Source organism: Bacillus sp. mrc49 (assembly GCF_002803435.1).
In genome coordinates, this window is record NZ_PHNG01000800.1 from 14,197 (window position 1) to 35,550 (window position 21,354).

21 protein-coding genes are annotated in these 21,354 nt (G+C 45.7%); 18 read left to right on the forward strand and 3 right to left on the reverse strand.

Annotation, left to right across the window (positions count from 1 at the left end; translation table 11 throughout):
* Window positions 1-131 precede the first annotated feature (131 nt).
* Window positions 132-1,748 (reverse strand): PucR family transcriptional regulator, encoded by a 1,617-nt coding sequence (locus tag CVN76_RS26395; RefSeq protein WP_100533680.1) that lies wholly within the window; start codon window positions 1,746-1,748, stop codon window positions 132-134.
* Between the two features lie 211 nt (window positions 1,749-1,959).
* Here CVN76_RS26395 and CVN76_RS26400 point away from each other — a divergent pair, with 211 nt between their 5' ends.
* From CVN76_RS26400 to CVN76_RS26415, 4 genes are all read left to right on the forward strand, one after another.
* Complete coding sequence (locus CVN76_RS26400; protein ID WP_100533681.1) at window positions 1,960-3,012, forward strand: aromatic ring-hydroxylating oxygenase subunit alpha; 1,053 nt, start codon at window positions 1,960-1,962, stop codon at window positions 3,010-3,012.
* A gap of 203 nt (window positions 3,013-3,215) precedes the next feature.
* Complete coding sequence (gene allC / locus CVN76_RS26405) at window positions 3,216-4,463, forward strand: allantoate deiminase (protein ID WP_100534194.1); 1,248 nt, start codon at window positions 3,216-3,218, stop codon at window positions 4,461-4,463.
* Between the two features lie 15 nt (window positions 4,464-4,478).
* The gene (locus CVN76_RS26410; protein ID WP_100533682.1) at window positions 4,479-5,741 is read left to right on the forward strand and encodes a pyridoxal-phosphate-dependent aminotransferase family protein; all 1,263 of its coding nucleotides are present in this window, start codon (window positions 4,479-4,481) and stop codon (window positions 5,739-5,741) included.
* Window positions 5,742-5,773: 32 nt separating this feature from the next.
* Window positions 5,774-7,150 (forward strand): allantoinase, encoded by a 1,377-nt coding sequence (locus tag CVN76_RS26415; RefSeq protein ID WP_100533683.1) that lies wholly within the window; start codon window positions 5,774-5,776, stop codon window positions 7,148-7,150.
* Window positions 7,151-7,305: 155 nt separating this feature from the next.
* Here the strand turns inward: CVN76_RS26415 and CVN76_RS26420 are convergent, their stop codons facing one another.
* Complete coding sequence (locus tag CVN76_RS26420; RefSeq protein WP_100533684.1) at window positions 7,306-7,752, reverse strand: PaaI family thioesterase; 447 nt, start codon at window positions 7,750-7,752, stop codon at window positions 7,306-7,308.
* Window positions 7,753-7,997: 245 nt separating this feature from the next.
* On the opposite strand from CVN76_RS26420, the gene CVN76_RS26425 reads away from it, so the two are divergent.
* The 13 genes from CVN76_RS26425 (at window position 7,998) to paaX (ending at window position 19,697) form a co-directional block, all read left to right on the forward strand.
* Window positions 7,998-9,326: a phenylacetate--CoA ligase family protein gene (locus tag CVN76_RS26425; RefSeq protein ID WP_100533685.1), complete on the forward strand. Its 1,329-nt coding sequence runs from the start codon at window positions 7,998-8,000 to the stop codon at window positions 9,324-9,326.
* A gap of 342 nt (window positions 9,327-9,668) precedes the next feature.
* A complete protein-coding gene (paaA, locus tag CVN76_RS26430) occupies window positions 9,669-10,625 on the forward strand; it encodes a 1,2-phenylacetyl-CoA epoxidase subunit PaaA (protein ID WP_100533686.1) in 957 nt (318 codons plus the stop codon).
* Between the two features lie 18 nt (window positions 10,626-10,643).
* Complete coding sequence (gene paaB, locus CVN76_RS26435; RefSeq protein ID WP_100533687.1) at window positions 10,644-11,003, forward strand: 1,2-phenylacetyl-CoA epoxidase subunit PaaB; 360 nt, start codon at window positions 10,644-10,646, stop codon at window positions 11,001-11,003.
* Complete coding sequence (gene paaC, locus CVN76_RS26440) at window positions 10,993-11,793, forward strand: 1,2-phenylacetyl-CoA epoxidase subunit PaaC (RefSeq protein ID WP_100533688.1); 801 nt, start codon at window positions 10,993-10,995, stop codon at window positions 11,791-11,793. The genes paaB and paaC overlap by 11 nt, the downstream gene beginning before the upstream one ends.
* 27 nt (window positions 11,794-11,820) lie before the next feature.
* The gene (paaD, locus tag CVN76_RS26445) at window positions 11,821-12,318 is read left to right on the forward strand and encodes a 1,2-phenylacetyl-CoA epoxidase subunit PaaD (RefSeq protein WP_198512657.1); all 498 of its coding nucleotides are present in this window, start codon (window positions 11,821-11,823) and stop codon (window positions 12,316-12,318) included.
* Between the two features lie 19 nt (window positions 12,319-12,337).
* Complete coding sequence (locus CVN76_RS26450; protein ID WP_100533690.1) at window positions 12,338-12,643, forward strand: EthD family reductase; 306 nt, start codon at window positions 12,338-12,340, stop codon at window positions 12,641-12,643.
* Complete coding sequence (locus tag CVN76_RS26455) at window positions 12,640-13,416, forward strand: enoyl-CoA hydratase/isomerase family protein (RefSeq protein ID WP_100533691.1); 777 nt, start codon at window positions 12,640-12,642, stop codon at window positions 13,414-13,416. The genes CVN76_RS26450 and CVN76_RS26455 overlap by 4 nt, the downstream gene beginning before the upstream one ends.
* A 10-nt stretch (window positions 13,417-13,426) precedes the next feature.
* Entirely contained in the window at window positions 13,427-14,200 is a 774-nt protein-coding gene (locus CVN76_RS26460) for an enoyl-CoA hydratase-related protein (protein WP_100533692.1), read from the forward strand.
* 23 nt (window positions 14,201-14,223) lie between these two features.
* Window positions 14,224-15,741, forward strand: coding sequence for an aldehyde dehydrogenase family protein (locus CVN76_RS26465; protein WP_100533693.1), 1,518 nt, complete (start codon window positions 14,224-14,226; stop codon window positions 15,739-15,741).
* Between the two features lie 115 nt (window positions 15,742-15,856).
* Window positions 15,857-16,729, forward strand: a complete 873-nt coding sequence (locus CVN76_RS26470; RefSeq protein WP_100533694.1) for a 3-hydroxyacyl-CoA dehydrogenase — start codon at window positions 15,857-15,859, stop codon at window positions 16,727-16,729.
* A complete protein-coding gene (locus CVN76_RS26475; RefSeq protein WP_100533695.1) occupies window positions 16,726-17,934 on the forward strand; it encodes an acetyl-CoA C-acyltransferase in 1,209 nt (402 codons plus the stop codon). The genes CVN76_RS26470 and CVN76_RS26475 overlap by 4 nt, the downstream gene beginning before the upstream one ends.
* 22 nt (window positions 17,935-17,956) lie before the next feature.
* The gene (locus tag CVN76_RS26480) at window positions 17,957-18,733 is read left to right on the forward strand and encodes an enoyl-CoA hydratase-related protein (protein WP_100533696.1); all 777 of its coding nucleotides are present in this window, start codon (window positions 17,957-17,959) and stop codon (window positions 18,731-18,733) included.
* Window positions 18,734-18,815: 82 nt separating this feature from the next.
* Window positions 18,816-19,697 (forward strand): phenylacetic acid degradation operon negative regulatory protein PaaX, encoded by an 882-nt coding sequence (paaX, locus tag CVN76_RS26485; protein WP_100534195.1) that lies wholly within the window; start codon window positions 18,816-18,818, stop codon window positions 19,695-19,697.
* An 89-nt stretch (window positions 19,698-19,786) separates the two neighbouring features.
* Here the strand turns inward: paaX and CVN76_RS26490 are convergent, their stop codons facing one another.
* Entirely contained in the window at window positions 19,787-20,299 is a 513-nt protein-coding gene (locus tag CVN76_RS26490) for a gamma carbonic anhydrase family protein (protein ID WP_100533697.1), read from the reverse strand.
* A gap of 79 nt (window positions 20,300-20,378) precedes the next feature.
* Between CVN76_RS26490 and CVN76_RS26495 the strand changes: the two genes are divergently transcribed.
* The gene (locus tag CVN76_RS26495; RefSeq protein ID WP_100534196.1) at window positions 20,379-21,344 is read left to right on the forward strand and encodes an NAD(P)H-dependent flavin oxidoreductase; all 966 of its coding nucleotides are present in this window, start codon (window positions 20,379-20,381) and stop codon (window positions 21,342-21,344) included.
* Window positions 21,345-21,354: the final 10 nt, after the last annotated feature.

The following is a 21,354-nucleotide window of genomic DNA, read 5'->3' on the forward strand; positions in this document are numbered from 1 at the left end:
TATTATATAACGCATGTTTGTTATGAAGTATATCATAATAAAAAATCAGAAAATTGTCATTAGTTATTTTAGACAATTTTTGGATAATCATATGAGCAAACTGCATAAAGTGCGGAAGGGAGTAGGGCGGATCATCCATTTAGCAATGATTTAATGCGAAGGGCAAGTCGTATTTGGAGTGTTGTCTCCGGGTCTTTCAAGCTTTTGCCTAGTAGTTCTTCACACTTCTCCAGTCTGTACACGACGGTGTTCCTATGAACGAACAACCGTTTAGCCGTTTCGGATATTTGGCAATGTGTTTCAAGATATACAGATAATGTTTGCAATAAGGACTGCTCCTCCTCGGTAATGATCTTGGAAAATCCCTGCAAGGCAAAAAAGTAGAAATTCTTCAAGTCTTCCTCGGGAATGATCCTCAATAATTCCATGATGTCCTTCGTCCTGAATGATTGGATGTATTCGGTCTTTTTTGCGAGACCTCCTTCAATGAGGGAGTCGTTCGCTTCTTTATACGAATTCTTGGTCTGTAAAAAACTCGGGCTCCTCGTACTTATGCCGAATGAAATCGTGCAACCGAACTGGCTGGCTGTGATTTTTTGCAATGATTTTAGCGAGGCTTCGACATATTGCAGGACATCCGCGGAAACTTCATTGACTTCGTATAAGAGAATGCATTTCTTTCCTTTTGTGAAGAGATGAATGGGATTGGGTGATAGTTGAAGTTCATCTTCCAGGAATTGAAAAATCAGATCGGCCTGCCTTTGCAGCTGTGTATAGCTTTTCGTAGATTCGGGTCCGTCGATCTTGCCGACTGCGCAAATATACGCTTGTTCATTGCGCAAGGAAAACTCTTTAGCCCGGTTTGTGATTTCCTCTTGTGAAGAGAAATTGCCATCAAGAAAATGAAGGAAGAAATCATTCCGGATATTCCGGTCGTGCTGTTTAAGTGCGTGTTCCTTCATTAGAGCGAAGGAGATGACGTTTGTGGCTTGCTCTATCGTCAGTGTTACAAGGTTATCGCTCGACTTGACTTCTCCTGCTATCGTCAAATAACCAAACTTTTTTTCGTCCATGTATATGGGGAAAATGGTATAGGTTTGTTGGTTGGAAAGGGATGTAAAGGAAAAGGACGAAGCTTTTGTTTTATTAAATCGAAATCCTGCACCGCGCATCTTTTTGATTATTGGAATAATTCCGGATGTGGATATTGGACGGGATAGCGGTTTAAGGTATTGGTCAACTAAAAGAATGCGGTATCCAATCATTTCGGATAAATGATCAAGTAATTTCTCGATGCCTTTGCCGCGCATGATTAAATCGGTGAATTTCTTATGTGTTTCCATGGCAAATGCTAACTCTGCTGCCCGTTGATCCAATATCCCCCGCAAGGTATGGTTGATGATTTCCCCAAGAGACAACTCGTGAGGTAGGTCGATGATCGGGAGGGATAATTCGTTTGCGAGAACCAATACAGCTTCAGGGATTTCAGCCAGGAACCTCCCTGTCTTTATTCCGAGTGCTGCGCAGCCTTGATTGGACATTGCCTCGACAAGGGATGACAAAAGGTGAGGCTTGTCCTTTACGTGATAAGCGGTGGTTACTAGAAGTTCGTTAGGCTTTAAAAAGTGGATGATATCTGGAGCGTCCATCATGTTGACTGTGTAGACCTCCCGATCGGTCCCTGTTTCCCCTGCGATTACATTCATGCCGGCTAATGCGGGCAATGTCAAAAGTTCTGTTACCTTCATATGGAACACCTCATTCTGATAAATGTATTTTTATGTACTTGCTTAGCGGATTTTCATTATCATATCATACAAAGCCTTTGACATATCTTACAAATTTCGTTGTTGGGCATTCTGGGGGTTCACTCAATGTGAGGTTTTGTAACATTGTTAGTGACAAAATATATTAATTTTGTTATTATTTACAAAAAAGTCGGAAGGGGAAGTGGATAACATGGGTGATGGGATAGGCTCATACAAGAAAAAAAGAGTAACGTCATTTCCGAAAGAGTGCACATTCAGTAAAAAGGACTGGGATGTATTAACCGGATATTGGTTTCCTGTAGCGGCAGTCGAGGAAGTGGCAGAAAAGCCGATAGGCATTAAACTTCTTGATGTACACCTTGTCCTATACCGGGTCAATGGGAAGGTCATCGTTGCAAGGGACCTATGCCTCCATCGAGGGGTGCCGTTAAGCATGGGATGGGTTGATGGAGATGATATCGTATGCCCGTATCATGGGTTCAGGTATGGTCCGGAAGGTGATTGTACCGGGATACCTGCACATCCCGGTGCCAAGATTTCCCCGCGCCTTTGCATTAATATTTATCCAACTGTCGAGCGTTACGGCTTGGTATGGACATCGATTGCGAGTGATGAAGAAGACATTCCGGAATTGCCTGCGTGGGAGGATGAGGGATATTTGAATATCCTTCCGCCTTCCATTGACATTGCCGGCTCTGCCGGCCGGCAGATGGAAGGTTTCTTGGATGTGTCCCACTTCGCTTGGGTTCATTCGGAAAGCTTCGCTGACCGTAACAACCAGATCGTCCCCAGCTATAAGGTGGATAAAACGGAATATGGCCTGCATGTTGAATATTTAAGTTCCGTCAGCAATTATGGAAAAGGCATGAAGCACCTAGAGCCTGCCAACTTCGAATGGCTTCGGGTTTTCGATATATTTCCGCCGCTTGCGGCAAGGCTGACCGTTCATTTCCCGAATGATGGAAAACTCCATATCTTGAATTGTGCCAGTCCGGTTTCGGCACGTAAGACAAGAATGTTTTCGCCGATGGCCCGTAATTTCGATGTGGATGCCCCGATTGAGGATACGTATGAATTTAATCTGCAGATCTTCAATGAAGATAGAGCGATGGTGGAAAATCAAAAGCCGGAGGAGCTGCCTCTTGACCTTCAAGCGGAAGCGCATATCGCGGCAGATAAGACGTCGATCGCCTACCGTAAGCTTTTGAGGGAATTGGGCTTAGGTTCGAATTATACAAGTTGAAAAGAGGAGGGGGGGCTGGTTTCGTGGGCGCTCTCTTCTTTATATAAACTTAGAGATTGGTACATTAGTTATTTTGCACAAAAAAACATCAAAATCCTGACAGATTCGTCAATGAAGTTAGAGGCGAAAGGAAGTAAAATAATAGATAACACATGTTTGTGAATATTCATGACATGACTGAATCTGGGAAGGGAAGAGATGTGATGGAAATCCAAATTGAAAAATTCATGGATGAAACGGGTAATGTTGCTTCATTGATTGAGTGGTTGGCCTCTTTTGGAGCGACGGAAAATAAAGGGGTGACCCGTTTATTGTATTCCGAGGAATGGCTGAGTGCTCAGCTTGCAATGAAGGGTGAGATGGATAAGGAAGGCCTTGTTACCTATTTTGATAGTGTAGGTAACCTGTTTGGCAGGCTTGAGGGGGCGGATTCGGCAAGTGGGACGATCCTGACCGGCTCCCATATCGATACAGTCAAGGATGGGGGAAAATACGATGGCGCTTACGGGGTCATCGCCAGCTTCCTTGCGGTTAAAAAGTTATATAGAATATATGGGCAGCCTCGGAAAACGATAGAGGTCGTCTCCTTTTGTGAAGAAGAGGGAAGCAGATTCCCCATTACGTTTTGGGGATCGAGGAATATCCAAGGAATCTATGATTTAGATGATGTAAAGGATATGGAAGATACAGAGGGAATCCCTTTTGTGGAAGCGATGAAGAAAGCGGGATTTGGGCCTGAAGTCTATAAAACGCCTGCTCGCAACGATATTGACAGATTCGTCGAAATCCATATCGAACAAGGGATGGTCCTCGAAAAGAACCGAAATGCGATAGGCGTCGTCAGCCATATTGTCGGACAGCGCCGCTATACGGTAAAAGTCGTTGGAGAAAGCGATCACGCGGGTACCACCCCCATGTCCTACCGCAAGGATGCAGTCAGCACCGCGTCGGAATTCATCTCCTTCTTAACGAACAAAGCGAAGGGGATGGACCCTCATTTAGTGGCGACGGTCGGCAGATTAAATGTTATTCCCAATGTTCCCAATGTCATTGCTTGTGAAGTGGAGTTCACCCTTGATATCAGGCATCATGAAGAAGTGATTCTTGATTTGTTTTGCAAGGAAATTTTCGCTTCTTTCGATGGATTGGCGAAAAAAGGGGGAATGAAGCTGGAGGTTTCGCAATGGATGGATGTCAAACCCGTTGCGATGGATATGGAAATGAATCAGCTTGCAAGGCGGATTGCTGAGGATAAACATATACCTTATCAGGATATTGTCAGTGGAGCCGGTCATGATGCCCAGGTATTTGGTTCTTTCTGTCCGACCTGCTTGTTGTTCGTTCCCAGTCAGGGTGGAATCAGCCACTCACCTAAGGAGTTTACAAGTGTTCCGGATTTAGAAAAGGGAATCGATGTTTTAAGCGAAGTCCTCTATAAATTAGCCTATTAAAAGGAGCTGGAAAAAATGGCATATTCAGAATTAAATACACCGATGAGAACGATCATGACGCCGGGGCCGGTCGAGGTGGACCCGCGTGTCTTAAGAGCGATGAGCACGCCGATTTTAGGGCAATTCGATCCTGCATTCACTTCGATCATGAATGAAGTGATGGAGATGCTGCGTTTGGTTTTTCAGACGAAAAATAAGTGGGCGTTCCCGATAGACGGCACTTCGAGGTCCGGGAATGAAGCGCTCCTGTGCAGCATCATTGAACCAGGTGATAAAGTCCTCGTCCCCATTTTTGGAAGATTCGGTCACCTGCTGGTGGAAATTTGTGAACGGTACGGTGCCGAAGTCCATACGATTGAGTGCCCTTGGGGAGAAGTATTCGATCCGCAAGTCATCATTGCGGAAATCAAGAAGGTTTCTCCTAAGATAACGGCAATCGTACATGGAGAGACTTCGACGGGTTGCATGCAGCCATTGAAGGAAATTGGGCTTGCCTGCCGCGAACTGGATGTCCTGCTTGTTGTCGACGCGGTCGCATCTATCGGGGGCACGGATGTGAAGGTGGATGAATGGTGCATTGATGGGTTGATCGGCGGGACACAAAAATGCTTGTCCGTTCCTTCAGGAATGGCTCCGATCACGTATAATGAGCGCATAGAAAAAATCATTCAATCCCGCAAAAAAGTGGAGCGCGGCATTGCGACCGCCGAAGACAATCGAAGGGTGTCTAACCGCCGTCCCATCACCAGTAATTATTTTGATTTAAGCATGCTCCAGGATTATTGGGGACCGCGGCGCTTGAATCACCATACGGAAGCGACATCCATGGTTTATGCGTTGCGTGAAGGCTTGCGCCTTGTGCTTGAAGAAGGCCTGGAAGCCCGATTTGCCCGTCATGAACTTCATGAAGCGGCATTGGTGGAAGGGATCAAAGCGATGGGGCTGACGCTGTTCGGGAATGCCCAAAACAAACTCCCTTGTGTAACTTGTGTTGAAATTCCAGCTGGAATCGATGGGGAAGCCGTCCGGTCCATGCTGCTGAATGAATTCGGCATCGAGATCGCCTCCTCGTTCGGTCCTCTCCACGGGAAAATATGGAGAATTGGCACCATGGGATTCAGCTGCAGAAAAGAAAACATCCTCTTTGTGCTCGCGTCCTTGGAAGCTGTCCTGCTGCGTCAAGGATTCCAAGTGAATCGAGGGGAGGCTTTGCAGGCTGCGCTTGATGTATATGTAGGAAAGGCGGAGCAAGCTGCGGTATCCAGGGGGGCATTTTAAGTTTATGAAATTATTTAAGGGGAGTGGTCTGGATGTCAGTTTATGATCTTATTATCCGCAATGGGAATGTAGTTTTTCCTGGTGAAGTGAGGAAAGCCGACCTTGCAATCCGAGATGGAGTGATTGTCAAGATTGACGATCGCCTTGAGGGGAACGCCGTTCAAGAGTATGAGGCGGATGGTCAGCATATTTTTCCTGGAATGATCGATGTTCATGTGCATTTCAGTGAACCTGGACGCGTTCATTGGGAGGGCTTTGAAACGGGCTCGCAAATGATGGCTGCGGGTGGATGCACGACATATTTCGATATGCCATTGAATGGTATTCCTTCAACCATTGACCGTGAGGCCCTCCTTGAAAAAGGGAAAATCGGCGAAGGGAAGTCGATCATTGATTTTGGATTATGGGGAGGCTTGGTGCCTGGCAATGTCGATGAACTAGAAGCCCTCGCAAAATCAGGTGTCATCGGGTTTAAAGCTTTTCTCTCGGCAACGGGAAATGAAGAATTTGAACGTGCAGATGATTTCACCCTTTTACATGGAATGAAGAAGATCGCAGAGTTGGGTAAGGTCTTGGCACTTCATGCGGAAAGTGACCCGATCACTCAATGGTTGAAGCAGGAAAAAGAGAAGGAAGGTCTATTCAGTGCTGATGATTATGCGGCTACAAGACCTGTGCAGGCAGAAGCGGAAGCTGTCGAGCGGGCGATTGCATATGCGGAGTTAACGGGCTGCCCGCTGCACTTTGTCCATATTAGCAGTGGCTTGGCCATTGAAAAAATAGAAGCTGCCAAACAGCGCGGACTGGATGTAACGGTGGAAACGTGTCCGCATTATTTATTATTCAATCAAGATGATTTAGTCAAAAAAGGTGCGGTGGCAAAATGCGCCCCCCCATTAAGGGCCAGTGAAGAACAACAAAAATTGATCGGGTGTTTGATGGAAGGGAAATTCGATATGATCTCCTCGGACCACTCGCCATGTCCCTATGAGATGAAGGATCCGGAGGTACATAATCTTTTTGAAGCATGGGGCGGAATAAGCGGCGGACAATTTTCACTGATGTCGATGATAGAACTGGCTGGATCATATGGAATCCCGCTTTACAAAGTGGCTGAATGGACAGCATCAGGGCCGGCTGAAAGATTTGGCCTCTCCTCGAGAAAAGGAAGAATCATGGAGGGAATGGATGCAGATCTTGCGATTGTTTCCCTTGATGGCATCCACGAAGCTTCGGAAACGAATTTTTTCGCGAAACATAAGCAAAGCATTTACCTGGACCATACTTTTCCTTGTCAAATCACTGCTACCTTAAGCAGAGGGAAAATGGTTTATCGGAATGGGGAACCAATCGTAAGTGTTCAGGGGGAATGGGTGAAGGTGACCGATTCCATTGAGGTCAAAAACTAGCAACAATGATTGGCACTTGGATGAGTTACAATCAAGCAAAGGGGAGTTCCGGAATCGGGACTCCCCTTTGCTTGGCTGATTTTTTTATTCGCTTGGCTTTTTCAGTACAAGTGAAACACCGGGCAGGTCAAGGACCTGTCCGGTTCAGAGGCTGCTTAATCATCTTGGTCAATGAAATATTGATTCTTCCGGTAAACCATCGCCTCCATCGTTGCAATCAGTTCGGCTTCGGCTGCCACTTCGATATGGTACCATGCGAGTTTATGGTTTTTCTTAATCTCCTTTGCCCGAGCGACTAGGGTTTCTCCGCGTTTACCAGCTGAGATGAATTGAATGCCATTGGAAACGCCAACCGCTACTTTGCCATATGAATTGCTGGCAGCAGCGAACGCATAATCAGCAAGAGAAAAGATAATGGCACCGTGCACCGCTCCATGGCTATTTAGCATATGTTCACTCGGGGTCAATTCAGCTTCAGCTTTGCCAGGACCGAGCTTCGTCAACTTCATCCCTAGAAAAGAGGCATATGGTTCTCCTGCCAGCACTTGCTTGATTTGGTCGTAATGGTACTCATGCATATCTTGATCAATGTCGATGGTCATGGAAATCACCCTTCCTCTAATATCTTTTGCTGAGCTATTCGACAGCCACTGTAAAATTAACATGGTCAGAAAATAATGTAAATTATAATTTAAATTTTCTTTAAATTCAAAAAATAATATTGACAGGTCGAAAGCGGCGTATTAATCTTAAAAATAAGTATAACGATAATATATATATTCGTTGAAATTACGTTATGGGTAAGGGCCGACTGGAAAACGAGCAAAAAAGAGGGGGACTTGAAACCATGTACAATCCGGAAGTTGAAACGGCTACCCGTGCCGAGATGGAAAGCATGCAATTGGCACGCCTGAAAAAAACGATACGCTATGTAGTTGAACAGGTACCTTATTACAGGGAGAAATTTTCAGAGATGGGCCTTGATCCGGCAGATATTCAGACACTGAATGATGTGACGAAACTGCCTTTTACAAAAAAACAGACTCTCCGTGATCAGTATCCATTCGGATTGTTCGCCGTTCCGATGGAAGAGGTGGCGAGGATACATGCTTCATCCGGCACAAGCGGGAAACCTACCGTAGTGGGGTATACGAAAAACGATTTGGAAAATTGGGCAACGATCGTCGCCCGTGGGATTGTAGCTGCAGGAGGCCGGAAGTCAGATGTTTTCCATAATGCATATGGATATGGGCTGTTTACAGGCGGACTGGGTCTCCATTGCGGTGCAGAGAAATTAGGGGTTGCCACTGTGCCCATTTCAGGGGGAAATACCGATCGCCAGATTACGATCATCAATGACTTCAAGCCGCGTGGCATTTGCGGAACCCCTTCTTATATCTTGAACATTGCAGAAAAAATGGAAGAAATGGGGATCGACCCAGCTGATAATGGGCTTGATTATGGAATATTCGGAGCTGAGCCGTGGTCAGAGGGAATGAGGGCAACACTTGAGAAAAAATTGAAGCTGAAGGCGGTTGATATTTACGGCCTTAGTGAAATCATGGGGCCGGGTGTGGCGATTGAATGTCATGAAGCACAGAATGGGCTGCATATTGCAGAAGATCATTTTCTCGTTGAAGTCATAAATCCTGAAACCCTCGAACCTGTAGATGAGGGCGAAGACGGGGAACTTGTTTTTACAAGCCTCACGAAGGAAGCGCTTCCGATCATCCGCTACCGTACGGGTGATATCGCCTCCATTACCCGTGAGCCGTGTACATGCGGGCGGACGACAACAAGAATGTCCCGGGTCAAAGGCAGGACGGATGATATGATCATAGTAAGAGGAGTAAATGTATTTCCGTCTGAAATCGAACGTGTGTTATTCCAAATGGAAGGAATTGTTCCACATTATCAAATCCACCTTGTGAAGAATGGGCAAATGGACAGCGTTGAACTGCACATCGAAATTGAAAGCGATTTCTACAAGGGGATAGGAGAAGACCTTGATCACGAAAACGTAGTGAAATTAAGGAAAAGACTTCTACAGCAAATGAAATCGACATGTCTGGTAACGATGGATATCATTATTAACACCCCAAAAACCATTCCCCGTTCGGAAGGAAAGGCGATTCGTATTGTTGATAAACGGAAAGATGAAATTCTCAGTATTTGAGCGGGAAATGTAGTTACCTTACGGTGATTGGCGCTGTCCCTCAGGGTAAACTATGGAGGGATGAGACGATTGTCAGTCAAAAATAAGCGCTGTAACATAACTTCCTAAAAAAAGGGGATAATGAAGTCTCCGCAGAATGATTAGATGATCTGGATGATGCACTGGAAGGCTGTCCAACGGAATCTAACAAAGTGGAAACGTCTGCGTTTAAAATCCACGTTCCTTCCGGTAAATTCCTTTTTGTCAGAATAAAAGACGGAATTGTCTTGCATTTAATATAACATTAAAATATAATAACGTTATATTAACGTTATATATATTACCGGATAAGAGGTGTTTAAGATGAACATTCTTTTAAATGAGATGGCAGAACAAGAAAAGCTGAAGCATTTCATTGCCAGGATCGAAGCAGGGGAAAAGATAGAAGCGGATGATTGGATGCCTGAAGATTACCGAGGGACTCTCATCAAGTTAATTTCCATGCATGGCATCAGTGAAATCATGGGGGCGCTTCCAGAGAAGGAATGGGTGCCTAAAGCTCCAACTCTAAATAGGAAACTTGGAATCATGGCAAAGGTACAGGATGAAATGGGACATGGACAATTATTGCTTCGTGTCGTCGAGGATTTGCTAATACCGTTCGGCAAAAAACGGGATGATCTTATGCAGGATTTATTTAATGGAGATTTAAAGTTTCATAATGTCTTCCATATGGAGGCCAAAACTTGGGGAGATGCGGGATTGATTGGCTGGCTTGTAGACGGGGCGGCAATCATCTCCCAAACGAACATGCTAGGCGCTTCATATGGACCATATTCCCGTGCGTTACACCGGATTTGTGCCGAAGAAGTTTTTCACGCCCAGCATGGCGAGGCGATCATCATGGCTTTGGCAGAAGGCACGGAAGAACAAAGGAGATTGGTTCAGGACTCGATCGATTATTGGTGGGAATCATTGCTGCTTTTCTTTGGGCCTCCGAGCAAGAATGAGGTGGGGTCATCCAAACAGGATGTAACGATTAGGTACAGAATCAGAACGAGTACGAATGAAGAGCTTCGCCAGGCCTTCTTTTCCAAATATGTGAAGCGGATCCTATCACTCGGCTATACCATCCCGGATGAAACCCTTCGATTTGATAAAGAATCAAAAACCTGGATATACAAGCAACCTGATTGGAGCAAATTGAAGGTGATGGCGAGGAATGAAGGACCACGTTCACAGGATCGCCTGAATCTTCGAAGAATTTCCTATGAAAATAATAAATGGGTACGGGAAGCCTTGGCTCCAAAGGTCATCTAAGGGAGGGGGAAGGAAGGTATGGAACCAAGACAAGCAACTTACTTTGAAGAATTTGAAGTATTTAGCCGTAAAACGAAATCCTCGCCCGTTCAATATCAGTTTAGCCTGCTGGCCCCGAATGAGGATATAGCCATCATGATGGCACAGGAGAATTTCATGAGAAGAGAAGCGGTTGATGATATCTGGGTCGCCAAAAGACAGAATATACGGAAAATGACGGCCGGTGAAAAGAAAACGCTTCAGCGCATGGACAACAAAGATTACAGGACCACAAAAGGGTATGGGTACCTGAAGAAAAAATGGCGGAAGTATGAGCAGGAAATGCTCGACGAAAAAGAAATAATGTCTTGGGCGGGAGGCGTGAAAGATGGAGAGTGAATCATTGAAGAACATGGCAATCAAGGAATTGCTGCTTCACTTGGCCGATGATGATTTTATCCATGCATATCGTGGTTCTGAATGGTTGGGGCTCGCTCCCCATATAGAAGAAGATGTGGCATCCTCCTCGATAGCCCAAGATACGATGGGGCATGCCGCGATATTTTATCAATTATTGGAAGAAATCGGTGAGGGAACGGCAGATCGGCTTGCCCACGAACGTCCCGCCAATGAACGGCGCAATGCCATCATTCTAGAAGCTGCCAATGGTCCCGGACATTATATGAAAGACCCTGATTACGATTGGGCCTTTGCAGTGGTACGGAATTTTTTTTACACTCAGGCTAAAGCGATCAAAATTCAATCACTGCAATCAAGCTCCTATGAACCGCTTGCTGAAGTGGCGCAAAAGGTACAGATGGAACTTTACTATCATTTGATGCACTGGAAATTGTGGTTCGTCCAATTGCTTGGTTCGAATCACGCGGAAGCGGTTTCGAAAATGAAAGCAGCGATCGAGAAAACCTTACCGAATTTCGCCGGTGTGTTTTCACTTGGACAATATGGCGAAGAAATGGTGGAGCAAGGCTTGATAGAGGGCGAAGCGACCTTACGGAAGAAATGGATCGAGGCCATCACCCCTGTTTTTGAAAGTGTAGGCTTAGTTACCACATTTGAAATCGGGATGGCCAAAGGTGATGGGCGAAACGGCGTGCATACGGAGGATTTGGAAACGGCGCTTGACACGTTAAGCGAAGTGTATGCGTCCGATAAAGCTGCTTCATGGTGAACCATTAGAGAATAGGGGAGGGATATCATGTCGACCGTACTGATAAACGCAGATGAAATATATAAGCTTCTGGAAGACGTTAAAGATCCCGAAATCGATACAGTAAGTATTCTGGATTTGGGGATGGTTGAAGAAGTGACGGTTTCGGGTCCGGACGTATCGGTGAAAATGCTGCCGACTTTCCTGGGATGCCCGGCATTGCCAATCATTCAGAAAAATGTGGAGACGGCTGTAAAACAGCTTCCAACGGTAAGGGATGTAAGCGTTACATTTTTGCGCTGCCCTTCCTGGACGTCCGATCGAATTACGGAAAAAGGGAAAGCTGGATTGAAGGTTTTCGGAATCTCCCCCCCTCCCAGACAAATGAAAAAAGATGGATCATGGCATATAGATTGTCCGTATTGTGAATCAACGTATGTCACGATGGAGAACATATTCGGCCCGACAGCCTGCCGCAGCATCTTATATTGCAAAGCATGTAAAAATCCGTTCGAAGCAATGAAACCGATGATAAAAATGATCTAATAAATGGAGGTTTTCTAACATGGTAAAGCTAATTGCCCTATATAAACAACCTGAAAACAAGGAAGAATTCGATGAGCATTATTTCAATGTCCACGGTCCGTTAACGGAAAAAATCCCTGGTCTTCAAAAAATGGAGGTCACTAAAATAATCGGTACTCCAATGGGCAAAGACTCTGAATATCACATTCTATGTGAAATGTATTATGAAAACCATGATGCCCTCCAAAAAGGAATGAGTTCCCCGGAAGGAAAAGCATCGGGGAAAGACTTAATGGGCTTTGCAGGGAAGTTAGTAACGATGATGATTGGCGAAGAAATGAAATGAATGCGCTCCAGTTCATTGAAACGTCGATCGAGGACGGCATTGGATTCATCTTTTTAAACAGGCCGAAGCAATTGAATGCCCTTAATAGGAAGATGATCAGTGAAATCGTTTCGACGATGCAAGCATTCGACAGCGATTCCCAAGTGAAGGTGATTTTGCTGACTGGAAATGGAAAAGCATTTTCTGCCGGGGCAGATATTGACGAGATGGTGAATGACAGCCCAATCACTTTGGAGTTAACGAATCAATTTGCCGATTGGGATCGAATCAATTTAGTCAGGAAGCCAATAATCGGTGCGGTGAAAAGCTTTGTATTCGGTGGTGGCTTCGAGCTTGCTTTAGCCTGTGATTTCCTGATTGCTGCCAGCGACACTCAATTTTCCTTTCCGGAAGTCACGTTGGGAGTCATGCCTGGTGCAGGAGGAACGCAGAGGCTGACGAAATTGGTGGGCAAAACGAAGGCACTTGAATGGATATTGACAGCCGAGAGGATCCATGCAAAGTCTGCTCTGCATTATGGTTTCATCAATAAGATCGTCGCTCCTGAATTGTTAATGGAAGAAGCGGTTGATTTTGCTCGAAAGATTGCGAAGCAACCTCCGTTGGCGGTAAGGCTGATTAAAGAATCCGTCAATAAAGCCGTTGACCATTCCTTATATGAGGGGATGCAGTTTGAACGGAAGAACTTCTATCTTCTTTTTGCATCAGGGGACCAAAAAGAAGGAATGAGTGCGTTTGTTGAAAAAAGAAAGCCTAAATTCACAGGCGGATAAGGAGTGCTCTATGTACGAAACGATCACATATAGGGTTGAAAATGGAGTCGCTTGGCTTACTTTGAACCGTCCTGATAAACTTAATGCCTTTACTTCCCAAATGAACGGGGAAATAAAAAAAGCGATCAAAGCATCTGCGGAATCTGACGTTGTACGTGCCATTATCATCACCGGGGAAGGCAGGGCCTTTTGCTCGGGACAAGATTTATCGGAAGTGGATGAAAGCAAGCATTTAGGTCAAGTGCTGCGGGAGGACTACGGCCCGATGATGCAGCAAATTTCTCGTTGCGAAAAACCCATCATTGCTGCAGTGAACGGTGTGGCGGCAGGGGCCGGCTTCAGCCTGGCACTTGCATGCGATTTTCGGCTAGTTTCCGAAAATGCCAGTTTTATAAATGCTTTTGTCAATATCGGTTTGATACCTGATTCAGGCAACCTGTACTACCTCACGCGAATCGTTGGCCATGCGAAAGCCCTGGAATTATCTTTAATGGGGGAAAAGGTCACGGCCTCCGAGGCAAAAGCTATCGGACTCGCAACGAAAGTGATCGGTGTGGATGAATGGAACGAGCAATTGAAGGCCTTTGCAGGGAATATCGCAGCCAAGCCGACGAAAGCAATCGGCTTGATCAAAAGATACTTAGAGGCAACCTATCACCTTTCATTGGATGAATACTTAACCGAAGAAGCGGAAGGCCAGCGAATCGCCGGTTTGACGCAGGACTTTGCTGAAGGCGTGGCAGCGTTCACCGAAAAAAGGAAAGCTCAATTCATAGGAAAGTAATATAAAAAAGGGAGTGGGATTACATGGTTAAAGTTCAAGAGGCGGCATTTGAAAAAGCGGAAACGAAACGTGATTATTACCACCTGATCATTAATGGGGAAAGAGTGGAAAGCTCTAACGGATCGACTTTGGATGCGTGCAATCCTGCAACTGGCGAAATCATCGCCAAGGTGGCAAAAGCCACTAAGGAAGATGCGGAAAAGGCGATTCAAGCTGCACGTGAAGCTTTTGATAAAGGTAAATGGAAGAAAACCCCGATTAATAAACGTTCCCGTGTATTGAATAAAATTGCGGCAATCATGCGTTCCCGCTTCAATGAATTGGTTGAGTTGGAAGTGTTGAACAGCGGAAAATCCATATCGGCAGCGCAGGGCCAAGTCATGCAGGCAATAGAGGATTTCGAATTTTATGCAGGTGCTTTAGTTTCGCACCGCGGATCTGTCAATAACGTACCTGGCCAATTCCATAACTATACCGAGAAAGAGCCAGTGGGTGTTTGTGCCCAAATCATTCCTTGGAATTATCCAATGATGATGGCAGCTTGGAAAATTGCCCCTGCAATTGCAGTTGGCTGCTCGGTCATCGTCAAGCCGGCCTCCTTAACGCCGCTGACTGCCATCGTCTTAGGGGAAATCTGTTTGGAAGCGGGTGTGCCGTCCGGTGTGGTCAATATCATCCCAGGTCCTGGAGCGGACGTAGGGAATTACCTAGTCGAGCATCCTAACGTGAATAAAGTCGCCTTCACTGGTTCTACGCCAATCGGCAGGGACCTCATGGGTAAAGCTTCCCAAACATTAAAGAGGGTAACATTGGAGCTTGGCGGAAAATCTCCTAATATCGTTTTTGAAGATGCCGACCTTGAAGCAGCTATCGATGGCTCCCTATATGGCATTTTCTACAATACCGGACAATCTTGCGAAGCGAGATCGCGTCTATATGTGCATGAAGACATTTATGATGAATTCGTTGCCAAGTTCGTAGAAAAAACGAAGAAATTGAAATTGGGCAATCCGCTCGATAAAGAAACGCATGTCGGGGCCATCATAGATCAGGGGCAATTGGATGTCATCAATAATTATGTTCAATCGGCCATTTCGGATGGTGCGGATATCCTAACCGGCGGAAAGCCGGCGGTCATTGAAGGCTTTGAAGGAGGCTACTGGTTTGAGCCGACGGTCATTGCCAATGTCAATCATGATATGAATGTAGTGAAAGAGGAAATATTCGGTCCCGTGGTCGTCATTATGAAATTCAAAGATGAAAAAGAAGCCATCAGGCTCGCGAATGATACAGAGTTTGGCCTAGGTTCAGCGCTTTGGACAAAGGATGGCGGACGTGCGACCCGAGTGGCCAATCAAATCGAAGCGGGAATCGTCATGGTGAACTGCCCATTCTCCGCTTTTCCTGGAACCCCTTTCGGAGGATATAAACAATCAGGATTCGGACGCGAGCTGTGCATTGAAACACTGGATCTTTATACAGAAACGAAAAGCATCATTTCCTATCATGGAAGCCGTCCCTTGAATCCTTTCGGCATTTAATCGAACATAAATAGATGGCTGGCAAAACGATTGTCGGATAAGTAATTCATGTTTGGATGAATGCTGATCTGATTCGTTGTAGCCGGCCTTGTTTAAGTAAAAGGAGGAATGATTGATGATTAAAAATCTAGTGATCGTCGGGTCCGGGGTCATGGGCAGGGGAATAGCCTACGTAGGGGCAACTGGAGGATTCGATGTAATATTGGTGGACGTGAATCAAGCGGCATTGGAAAGTGCAAGAAATGAGATCGATTCCATTTTTGAGAAGGGTGTCCGCTATCAAAAAATCAGCAAGGAGGAAGCGGCTTCCGCAAAAAGCAGATTTTCATATTCTTCCAATTTGAAAGAAGCGGCAGCAGCTGCCGATCTAATCATAGAGGCCGTTCCGGAAAAGCCGGAAATTAAGAAAGCCGTTTTTGAAACGCTTGAAGAGTATGCAAGCGAAGGCTGTTACTTTGCAACGAATACGTCCACCATGAGCCCGACTGAAATTGGATCTTATGGTAAACGCCCCGAAAAAACGATTGCCATGCATTTTTTTAATCCTGTTCAAAAGATGCCGCTCGTGGAAATTGTGCGCGGACTTGAAACAAGTGATGAAACGGCAGCCGTAATTAAGGAAGTTGTCGGAAAAATGGGGAAAGAGACCGTGGTCATCAATGAATTCCCAGGGTTCGTTACCAGCAGGATCAGCTGCCTCGTAGGAAATGAAGCGTTTTATATGCTTCAAGAGGGTTTAGGGACACCTGAAGAAATTGACAAGGCCATTAAGTTAGGGCTGAATTACCCGATGGGGCCATTCGAGCTGGGGGATTTGGTTGGATTGGATGCCCGTTTAAATAACCTTAAGTATTTACATAGCAAGCTTGGAGAGAAGTACCGCCCGGCGCCGCTGCTTGAACAGTATGTTAAAGCGGGCAGGCTTGGCCGCAAGTCAGGCAGGGGCGTGTATGATTATACAAAAGATGGAGAGCTGGTGAGGAAATGAAGGATGTCGTGATTGTCGATGCTGTAAGAACACCAATCGGTAGATATAAAGGCGCTTTGAAGAGCGTTCGCCCGGATGACCTAGGTGCCGTTGTGATCAGGGCGCTGATGGAACGCAATCCGGCGCTTCCGCCAGAACAAATCGATGATGTCATCTTCGGCAATGCAAATCAAGCAGGGGAGGACAATCGCAATGTGGCGAGAATGTCCGCGTTATTGGCCGGTCTTCCCGTAACTGTGGCCGGAACGACCATTAATCGACTGTGCGGATCTGGATTGGATGCCGTCATGTATGCTGCACGGTCAATAGCTGCAGGAGAAGGAGAGATTTATATCGCAGGCGGCACCGAAAGCATGACAAGGGCACCATTCGTCATGGCCAAACCTGAAAGTGAATTTCCACGGGGAGCAATGGAGCTCCAGGATACGACGATCGGCTGGCGCTTCACGAATGAAAAGCTTGAAGAGATGTATGGTGTGGATTCCATGCCCCAAACAGCGGAAAATGTCGCACAGCGTTTTTCCGTTTCGCGGGAAGAACAAGATCGATTCGCACTTCAGAGCCAGCAACGAGCGAAAATTGCAGTGGAAAATGACCGGTTTTTCAATGAAATCGTACCGGTCAGATATACGGATCGTAAGGGGAATGAGGTCATTTTCATTAAAGATGAACATCCCCGTCCTGAAACGACCATCGAAAAGCTGGAAAAACTTAAACCGATTTTTAAGGGCGGAACTGTTACGGCCGGTAATGCCTCTGGTGTGAACGATGGAGCTTCAGCCTTGCTGTTAATGAGTGGTGAAAAAGCGCGCGAACTTGGATTGCAGCCTTTGGCCAAATATGTGGCAGGTGCGGTAGCTGGATTGGAACCGTCAGTCATGGGACTTGGCCCCATCCTTGCGACTGAAAAGGCACTGAAGAGGGCGAAAATCGGGATTGAAGACATTGGCTTAATTGAATTGAACGAGGCATTCGCCTCCCAATCGGTCGAGTGTATCCGCCAATTGAAGTTGGATCAGGAAAATGTGAATGTCAATGGCGGGGCGATTGCGTTTGGTCACCCACTCGGTGCAAGCGGTGCGCGTATTTTAACAACGCTTGTTCACGAAATGAAAAAGCGAAATGTACGTTACGGCCTTGCCACGATGTGTGTCGGTGTTGGTCAAGGGGTTTCGGCGATCATTGAAAAAATGGAAGAGGATTGATTTATAAAAGGGGAGTTAATAGATGTCTAATGTCATTTATGAAGTGAACAATCAAATCGGGTATATAACGGTGGATCGACCTGAGGTCTTGAATTGCTTCGACCACGAGACACTTTCTGAACTGAAGGAAGTCATTGATGCGGTTCATCTGGACGGTGATATTCGTGTGGTCATTTTCACGGGGGCAGGGGAAAAGGCTTTCAGTGCAGGCGCTGATTTAAAAGAAAGAAAGAGTTTGAGTGATTCGGAGGTAAGAAGGAATGTTAAAATGATCCGCGATGTATTTGCCAGCATTGCCGGGTTGCCGCAGCCAACCATTGCGGCCGTCAATGGATATGCGCTGGGGGGCGGCTTCGAATGGTTGCTATCCTGCGATTTTGCCATTGCTGCAGAAGGCGTTTCCTTAGGTCTTACGGAGACTAGCTGGGCAATCATTCCGGGGGCAGGCGGTACACAGCGATTGCCTAGATTGATTGGTGAAATGAAGGCGAAGGAATTAATCTTCACTGCTAAAAAACTGACCGCAGAAGAAGCTTTACAATTAGGAATCCTTTTGAAGGTCGTGCCAAGGGAACAGCTTCGCTCAGCCTGTGAAGGGTTGGCGGCAGCAATCATGAAAAATGGGCCGATTGCAGTCACTCAAGCCAAATATGCAATTACCCAGGGAATGAATACGGATTTGCAAACGGGAATGGCGATAGAAGGAAAAGCCTATGAGCTGACCATTCCGACTCAAGACAGATTGGAAGCACTCCAAGCATTCAGCGAAAGGAGAAAAACGCAATTTACCGGGAAATGATGTTGCGGTTTCTGTTTAAGGGGATATAATAATAATTATGTGGACCGTGTGAAAATGGTAACAATAGAATGAGGTGAGGGATATAGGAACGAATACGCAATCCATGATTTTTACGATATATGGCGATTATATCCGGAACTATGGAAGTAAAATTTGGATAGGCAGTTTAATTCGTCTATTAAAGGAATTCGGCCATAATGAGCAGGGCGTGCGTGTAGCCGTTTCACGTATGGTCAAGCAAGGGTGGATCCAATCCGAAAAGCAAGGGAATAAAAGTTATTACTTTCTGACTGAGCGCGGTGTACAGCGAATGGATGAAGCTGCCAATCGCATTTATAAGATGAAACCAAATGAATGGGATGGTAAATGGCGCATTTTGATGTACACGATTCCTGAAGATAAACGGCAATTGCGGGATGATCTGCGTAAAGAATTATTATGGAGTGGATTTGGCAGTTTTTCCAATGGGTGCTGGATTTCCCCTAATGATCTCGAGAAAGAAATCGATCTTTTGATTGCGAAATATGAAATTGATGAATATGTTGATTTTTTCATTTCCGAATACAAGGGACCTAAGGAGAATCATTCACTTGTCGAGAAGAGCTGGCAGCTGGAAGAGATCGAGAATAAATACGAACAATTCATCGAGAAATACAGTAAACAATTCATTGTTCACCAAAGCATCATAAGCAGGGGCGAAATGTCTGATGCGGATTGCTTTGTGGAAAGGACGAATCTGGTGCATGAATACCGTAAGTTTTTATTCATCGATCCAGGCCTGCCAAATGAACTGCTGCCCTCAAAATGGAACGGGAACCATGCTGCTCTTTTATTCAGCCAGTATTATCAAGTGTTGGCTGAACCGGCAAGCCGATTCTTCGAGAGCGTTTTCCAGGAAAATAATGATTTATGGCGGAAAGATGAGGCCTATGATGCTAAGGATCATCCACTGATCATTAAGTGAATAAGAGCTTCAGCCAGTCGCTATCGATTACTGGCCGAGGCTTTTTTTCATGAAAATGATCACCAGAAAGGGAGGACCCAATTTTACAATCAATCGAGTAAAGCTTTAAATTCCTTTCCTTTTTGAACATATGTATCTATTGAAAGCTGGATCAATTCAAGGTCCTTCTCATTCAATCTGCGAACCACTTTCCCAGGTGAACCGATTACGAGTGAACGCGGAGGGATGATTTTGCCTGCTGCAATCAATGTATTCGCGCCGACAATGCATTCTTCGCCTATTTCTACATTATCCAATATCGTTGACCCCATTCCTATAATGGAGCGTTTACCTATTTTACATCCATGCAGGATTACGTTATGGCCAACCGTTACTTCGTCTTCGATGACAACCGGACAGCCTTCGAATAAATGAATGGTGGAGTTGTCTTGAATGCTGCATTTTTCCCCAATGGTGATGGAATCCTCGTCACCGCGCAGGACGGAGTTGAACCAGATGGTCGATTCTTTCCCAATGGCAATATCACCGATTAAATAGGCGCCAGGGGCAATGAAAACGGTTTCATCAATGAGGGGCTTCTTCTTCTTATATGGAATGATCATAGTAGCGCTCCTTTTGAAAAGTCAGAATTGTTTTTCTAATGATTATAGTATAACATTAAATGGACAGGGAGGGGTAATGGTGAAATATATTTGTGAGCTTTTTTCAATTAAATATCCCATCATTCAAGGCGGCATGGGGAATATAAGCAATGCAACTCTTGCGGCTGCAGTATCCAACGCAGGGGGACTTGGGACGATCGGCTGCGGTACGATGACCCCGGGCCAGGTGGAGGCCATCATACTTGAAACGAAGGATAAAACGAATAACAATTTTGCGTTGAACATTCCGATAAACGTTAGTCCATATACAGATGAGCTAATCAATCTTGTATTCAAGCATGATATACCTGTCGTTTCGTTGTCAGCAGGAAATCCGGCCCCTTACATTCCGTCCTTGCAACAAAAGAAGAGTAAAGTGATCGCTATCGTGGCATCGGTCAAGCACGCCCAAAAAGCAGAGGCTGCCGGGGCTGATGTGTTGGTTGCCGAGGGGTTCGAGGCTGCCGGGATCAATTCCAACCTGGAATTGACGACCTTTACCCTCATTCCGCAAATTAGCAAGCAGGTGAAGCTGCCGGTATTGGCAGCTGGAGGAATAGGCAATGGTCAGGGATTGGCAGCGGCTTTGATGCTGGGAGCCTCGGGAGTTCAGTTGGGAACCAGGCTAATCGCCACGAGGGAAGCCCCTTTCCATCCGTCCTACAAACAGAAATTGATTGAATCGATGGGAAATGATACATGCATTTTGGGCAGGTCGGTTGGCCAGGTGAGAAGAGTATTGAAGGACCCATATGTGGAGAAAATCCTGGACTTGGAAAAACGAGGTCTGTCTGCCATGACCTATCGTGATATGACATCTGAAGTCCATCATATAAATGGTGCAATGCGTGGGGATGTTAACGAAGGGTTCATGAATAGTGGCCAGGTGGCCGGATTGATTGAGGATATTCCCACGGTCCAGGAATTGCTTGATGGGATGATGACGGATGCGAAAAAGCATATCGAGCAGGGATTGGCGGCGTTTTCCACCCCCTTCATGATTTAACACTTGAAGC

Coding starts and splice junctions, on each gene's coding strand:
- CVN76_RS26395 (WP_100533680.1), bottom strand. CDS start 1,748: ATGAAGGTAACAGAACTTTTGACATTGCCCGCATTAGCCGGCATGAAT.
- CVN76_RS26400 (WP_100533681.1), top strand. CDS start 1,960: ATGGGTGATGGGATAGGCTCATACAAGAAAAAAAGAGTAACGTCATTT.
- allC (WP_100534194.1), top strand. CDS start 3,216: ATGGAAATCCAAATTGAAAAATTCATGGATGAAACGGGTAATGTTGCT.
- CVN76_RS26410 (WP_100533682.1), top strand. CDS start 4,479: ATGGCATATTCAGAATTAAATACACCGATGAGAACGATCATGACGCCG.
- CVN76_RS26415 (WP_100533683.1), top strand. CDS start 5,774: ATGTCAGTTTATGATCTTATTATCCGCAATGGGAATGTAGTTTTTCCT.
- CVN76_RS26420 (WP_100533684.1), bottom strand. CDS start 7,752: ATGACCATCGACATTGATCAAGATATGCATGAGTACCATTACGACCAA.
- CVN76_RS26425 (WP_100533685.1), top strand. CDS start 7,998: ATGTACAATCCGGAAGTTGAAACGGCTACCCGTGCCGAGATGGAAAGC.
- paaA (WP_100533686.1), top strand. CDS start 9,669: ATGAACATTCTTTTAAATGAGATGGCAGAACAAGAAAAGCTGAAGCAT.
- paaB (WP_100533687.1), top strand. CDS start 10,644: ATGGAACCAAGACAAGCAACTTACTTTGAAGAATTTGAAGTATTTAGC.
- paaC (WP_100533688.1), top strand. CDS start 10,993: ATGGAGAGTGAATCATTGAAGAACATGGCAATCAAGGAATTGCTGCTT.
- paaD (WP_198512657.1), top strand. CDS start 11,821: ATGTCGACCGTACTGATAAACGCAGATGAAATATATAAGCTTCTGGAA.
- CVN76_RS26450 (WP_100533690.1), top strand. CDS start 12,338: ATGGTAAAGCTAATTGCCCTATATAAACAACCTGAAAACAAGGAAGAA.
- CVN76_RS26455 (WP_100533691.1), top strand. CDS start 12,640: ATGAATGCGCTCCAGTTCATTGAAACGTCGATCGAGGACGGCATTGGA.
- CVN76_RS26460 (WP_100533692.1), top strand. CDS start 13,427: ATGTACGAAACGATCACATATAGGGTTGAAAATGGAGTCGCTTGGCTT.
- CVN76_RS26465 (WP_100533693.1), top strand. CDS start 14,224: ATGGTTAAAGTTCAAGAGGCGGCATTTGAAAAAGCGGAAACGAAACGT.
- CVN76_RS26470 (WP_100533694.1), top strand. CDS start 15,857: ATGATTAAAAATCTAGTGATCGTCGGGTCCGGGGTCATGGGCAGGGGA.
- CVN76_RS26475 (WP_100533695.1), top strand. CDS start 16,726: ATGAAGGATGTCGTGATTGTCGATGCTGTAAGAACACCAATCGGTAGA.
- CVN76_RS26480 (WP_100533696.1), top strand. CDS start 17,957: ATGTCTAATGTCATTTATGAAGTGAACAATCAAATCGGGTATATAACG.
- CVN76_RS26490 (WP_100533697.1), bottom strand. CDS start 20,299: ATGATCATTCCATATAAGAAGAAGAAGCCCCTCATTGATGAAACCGTT.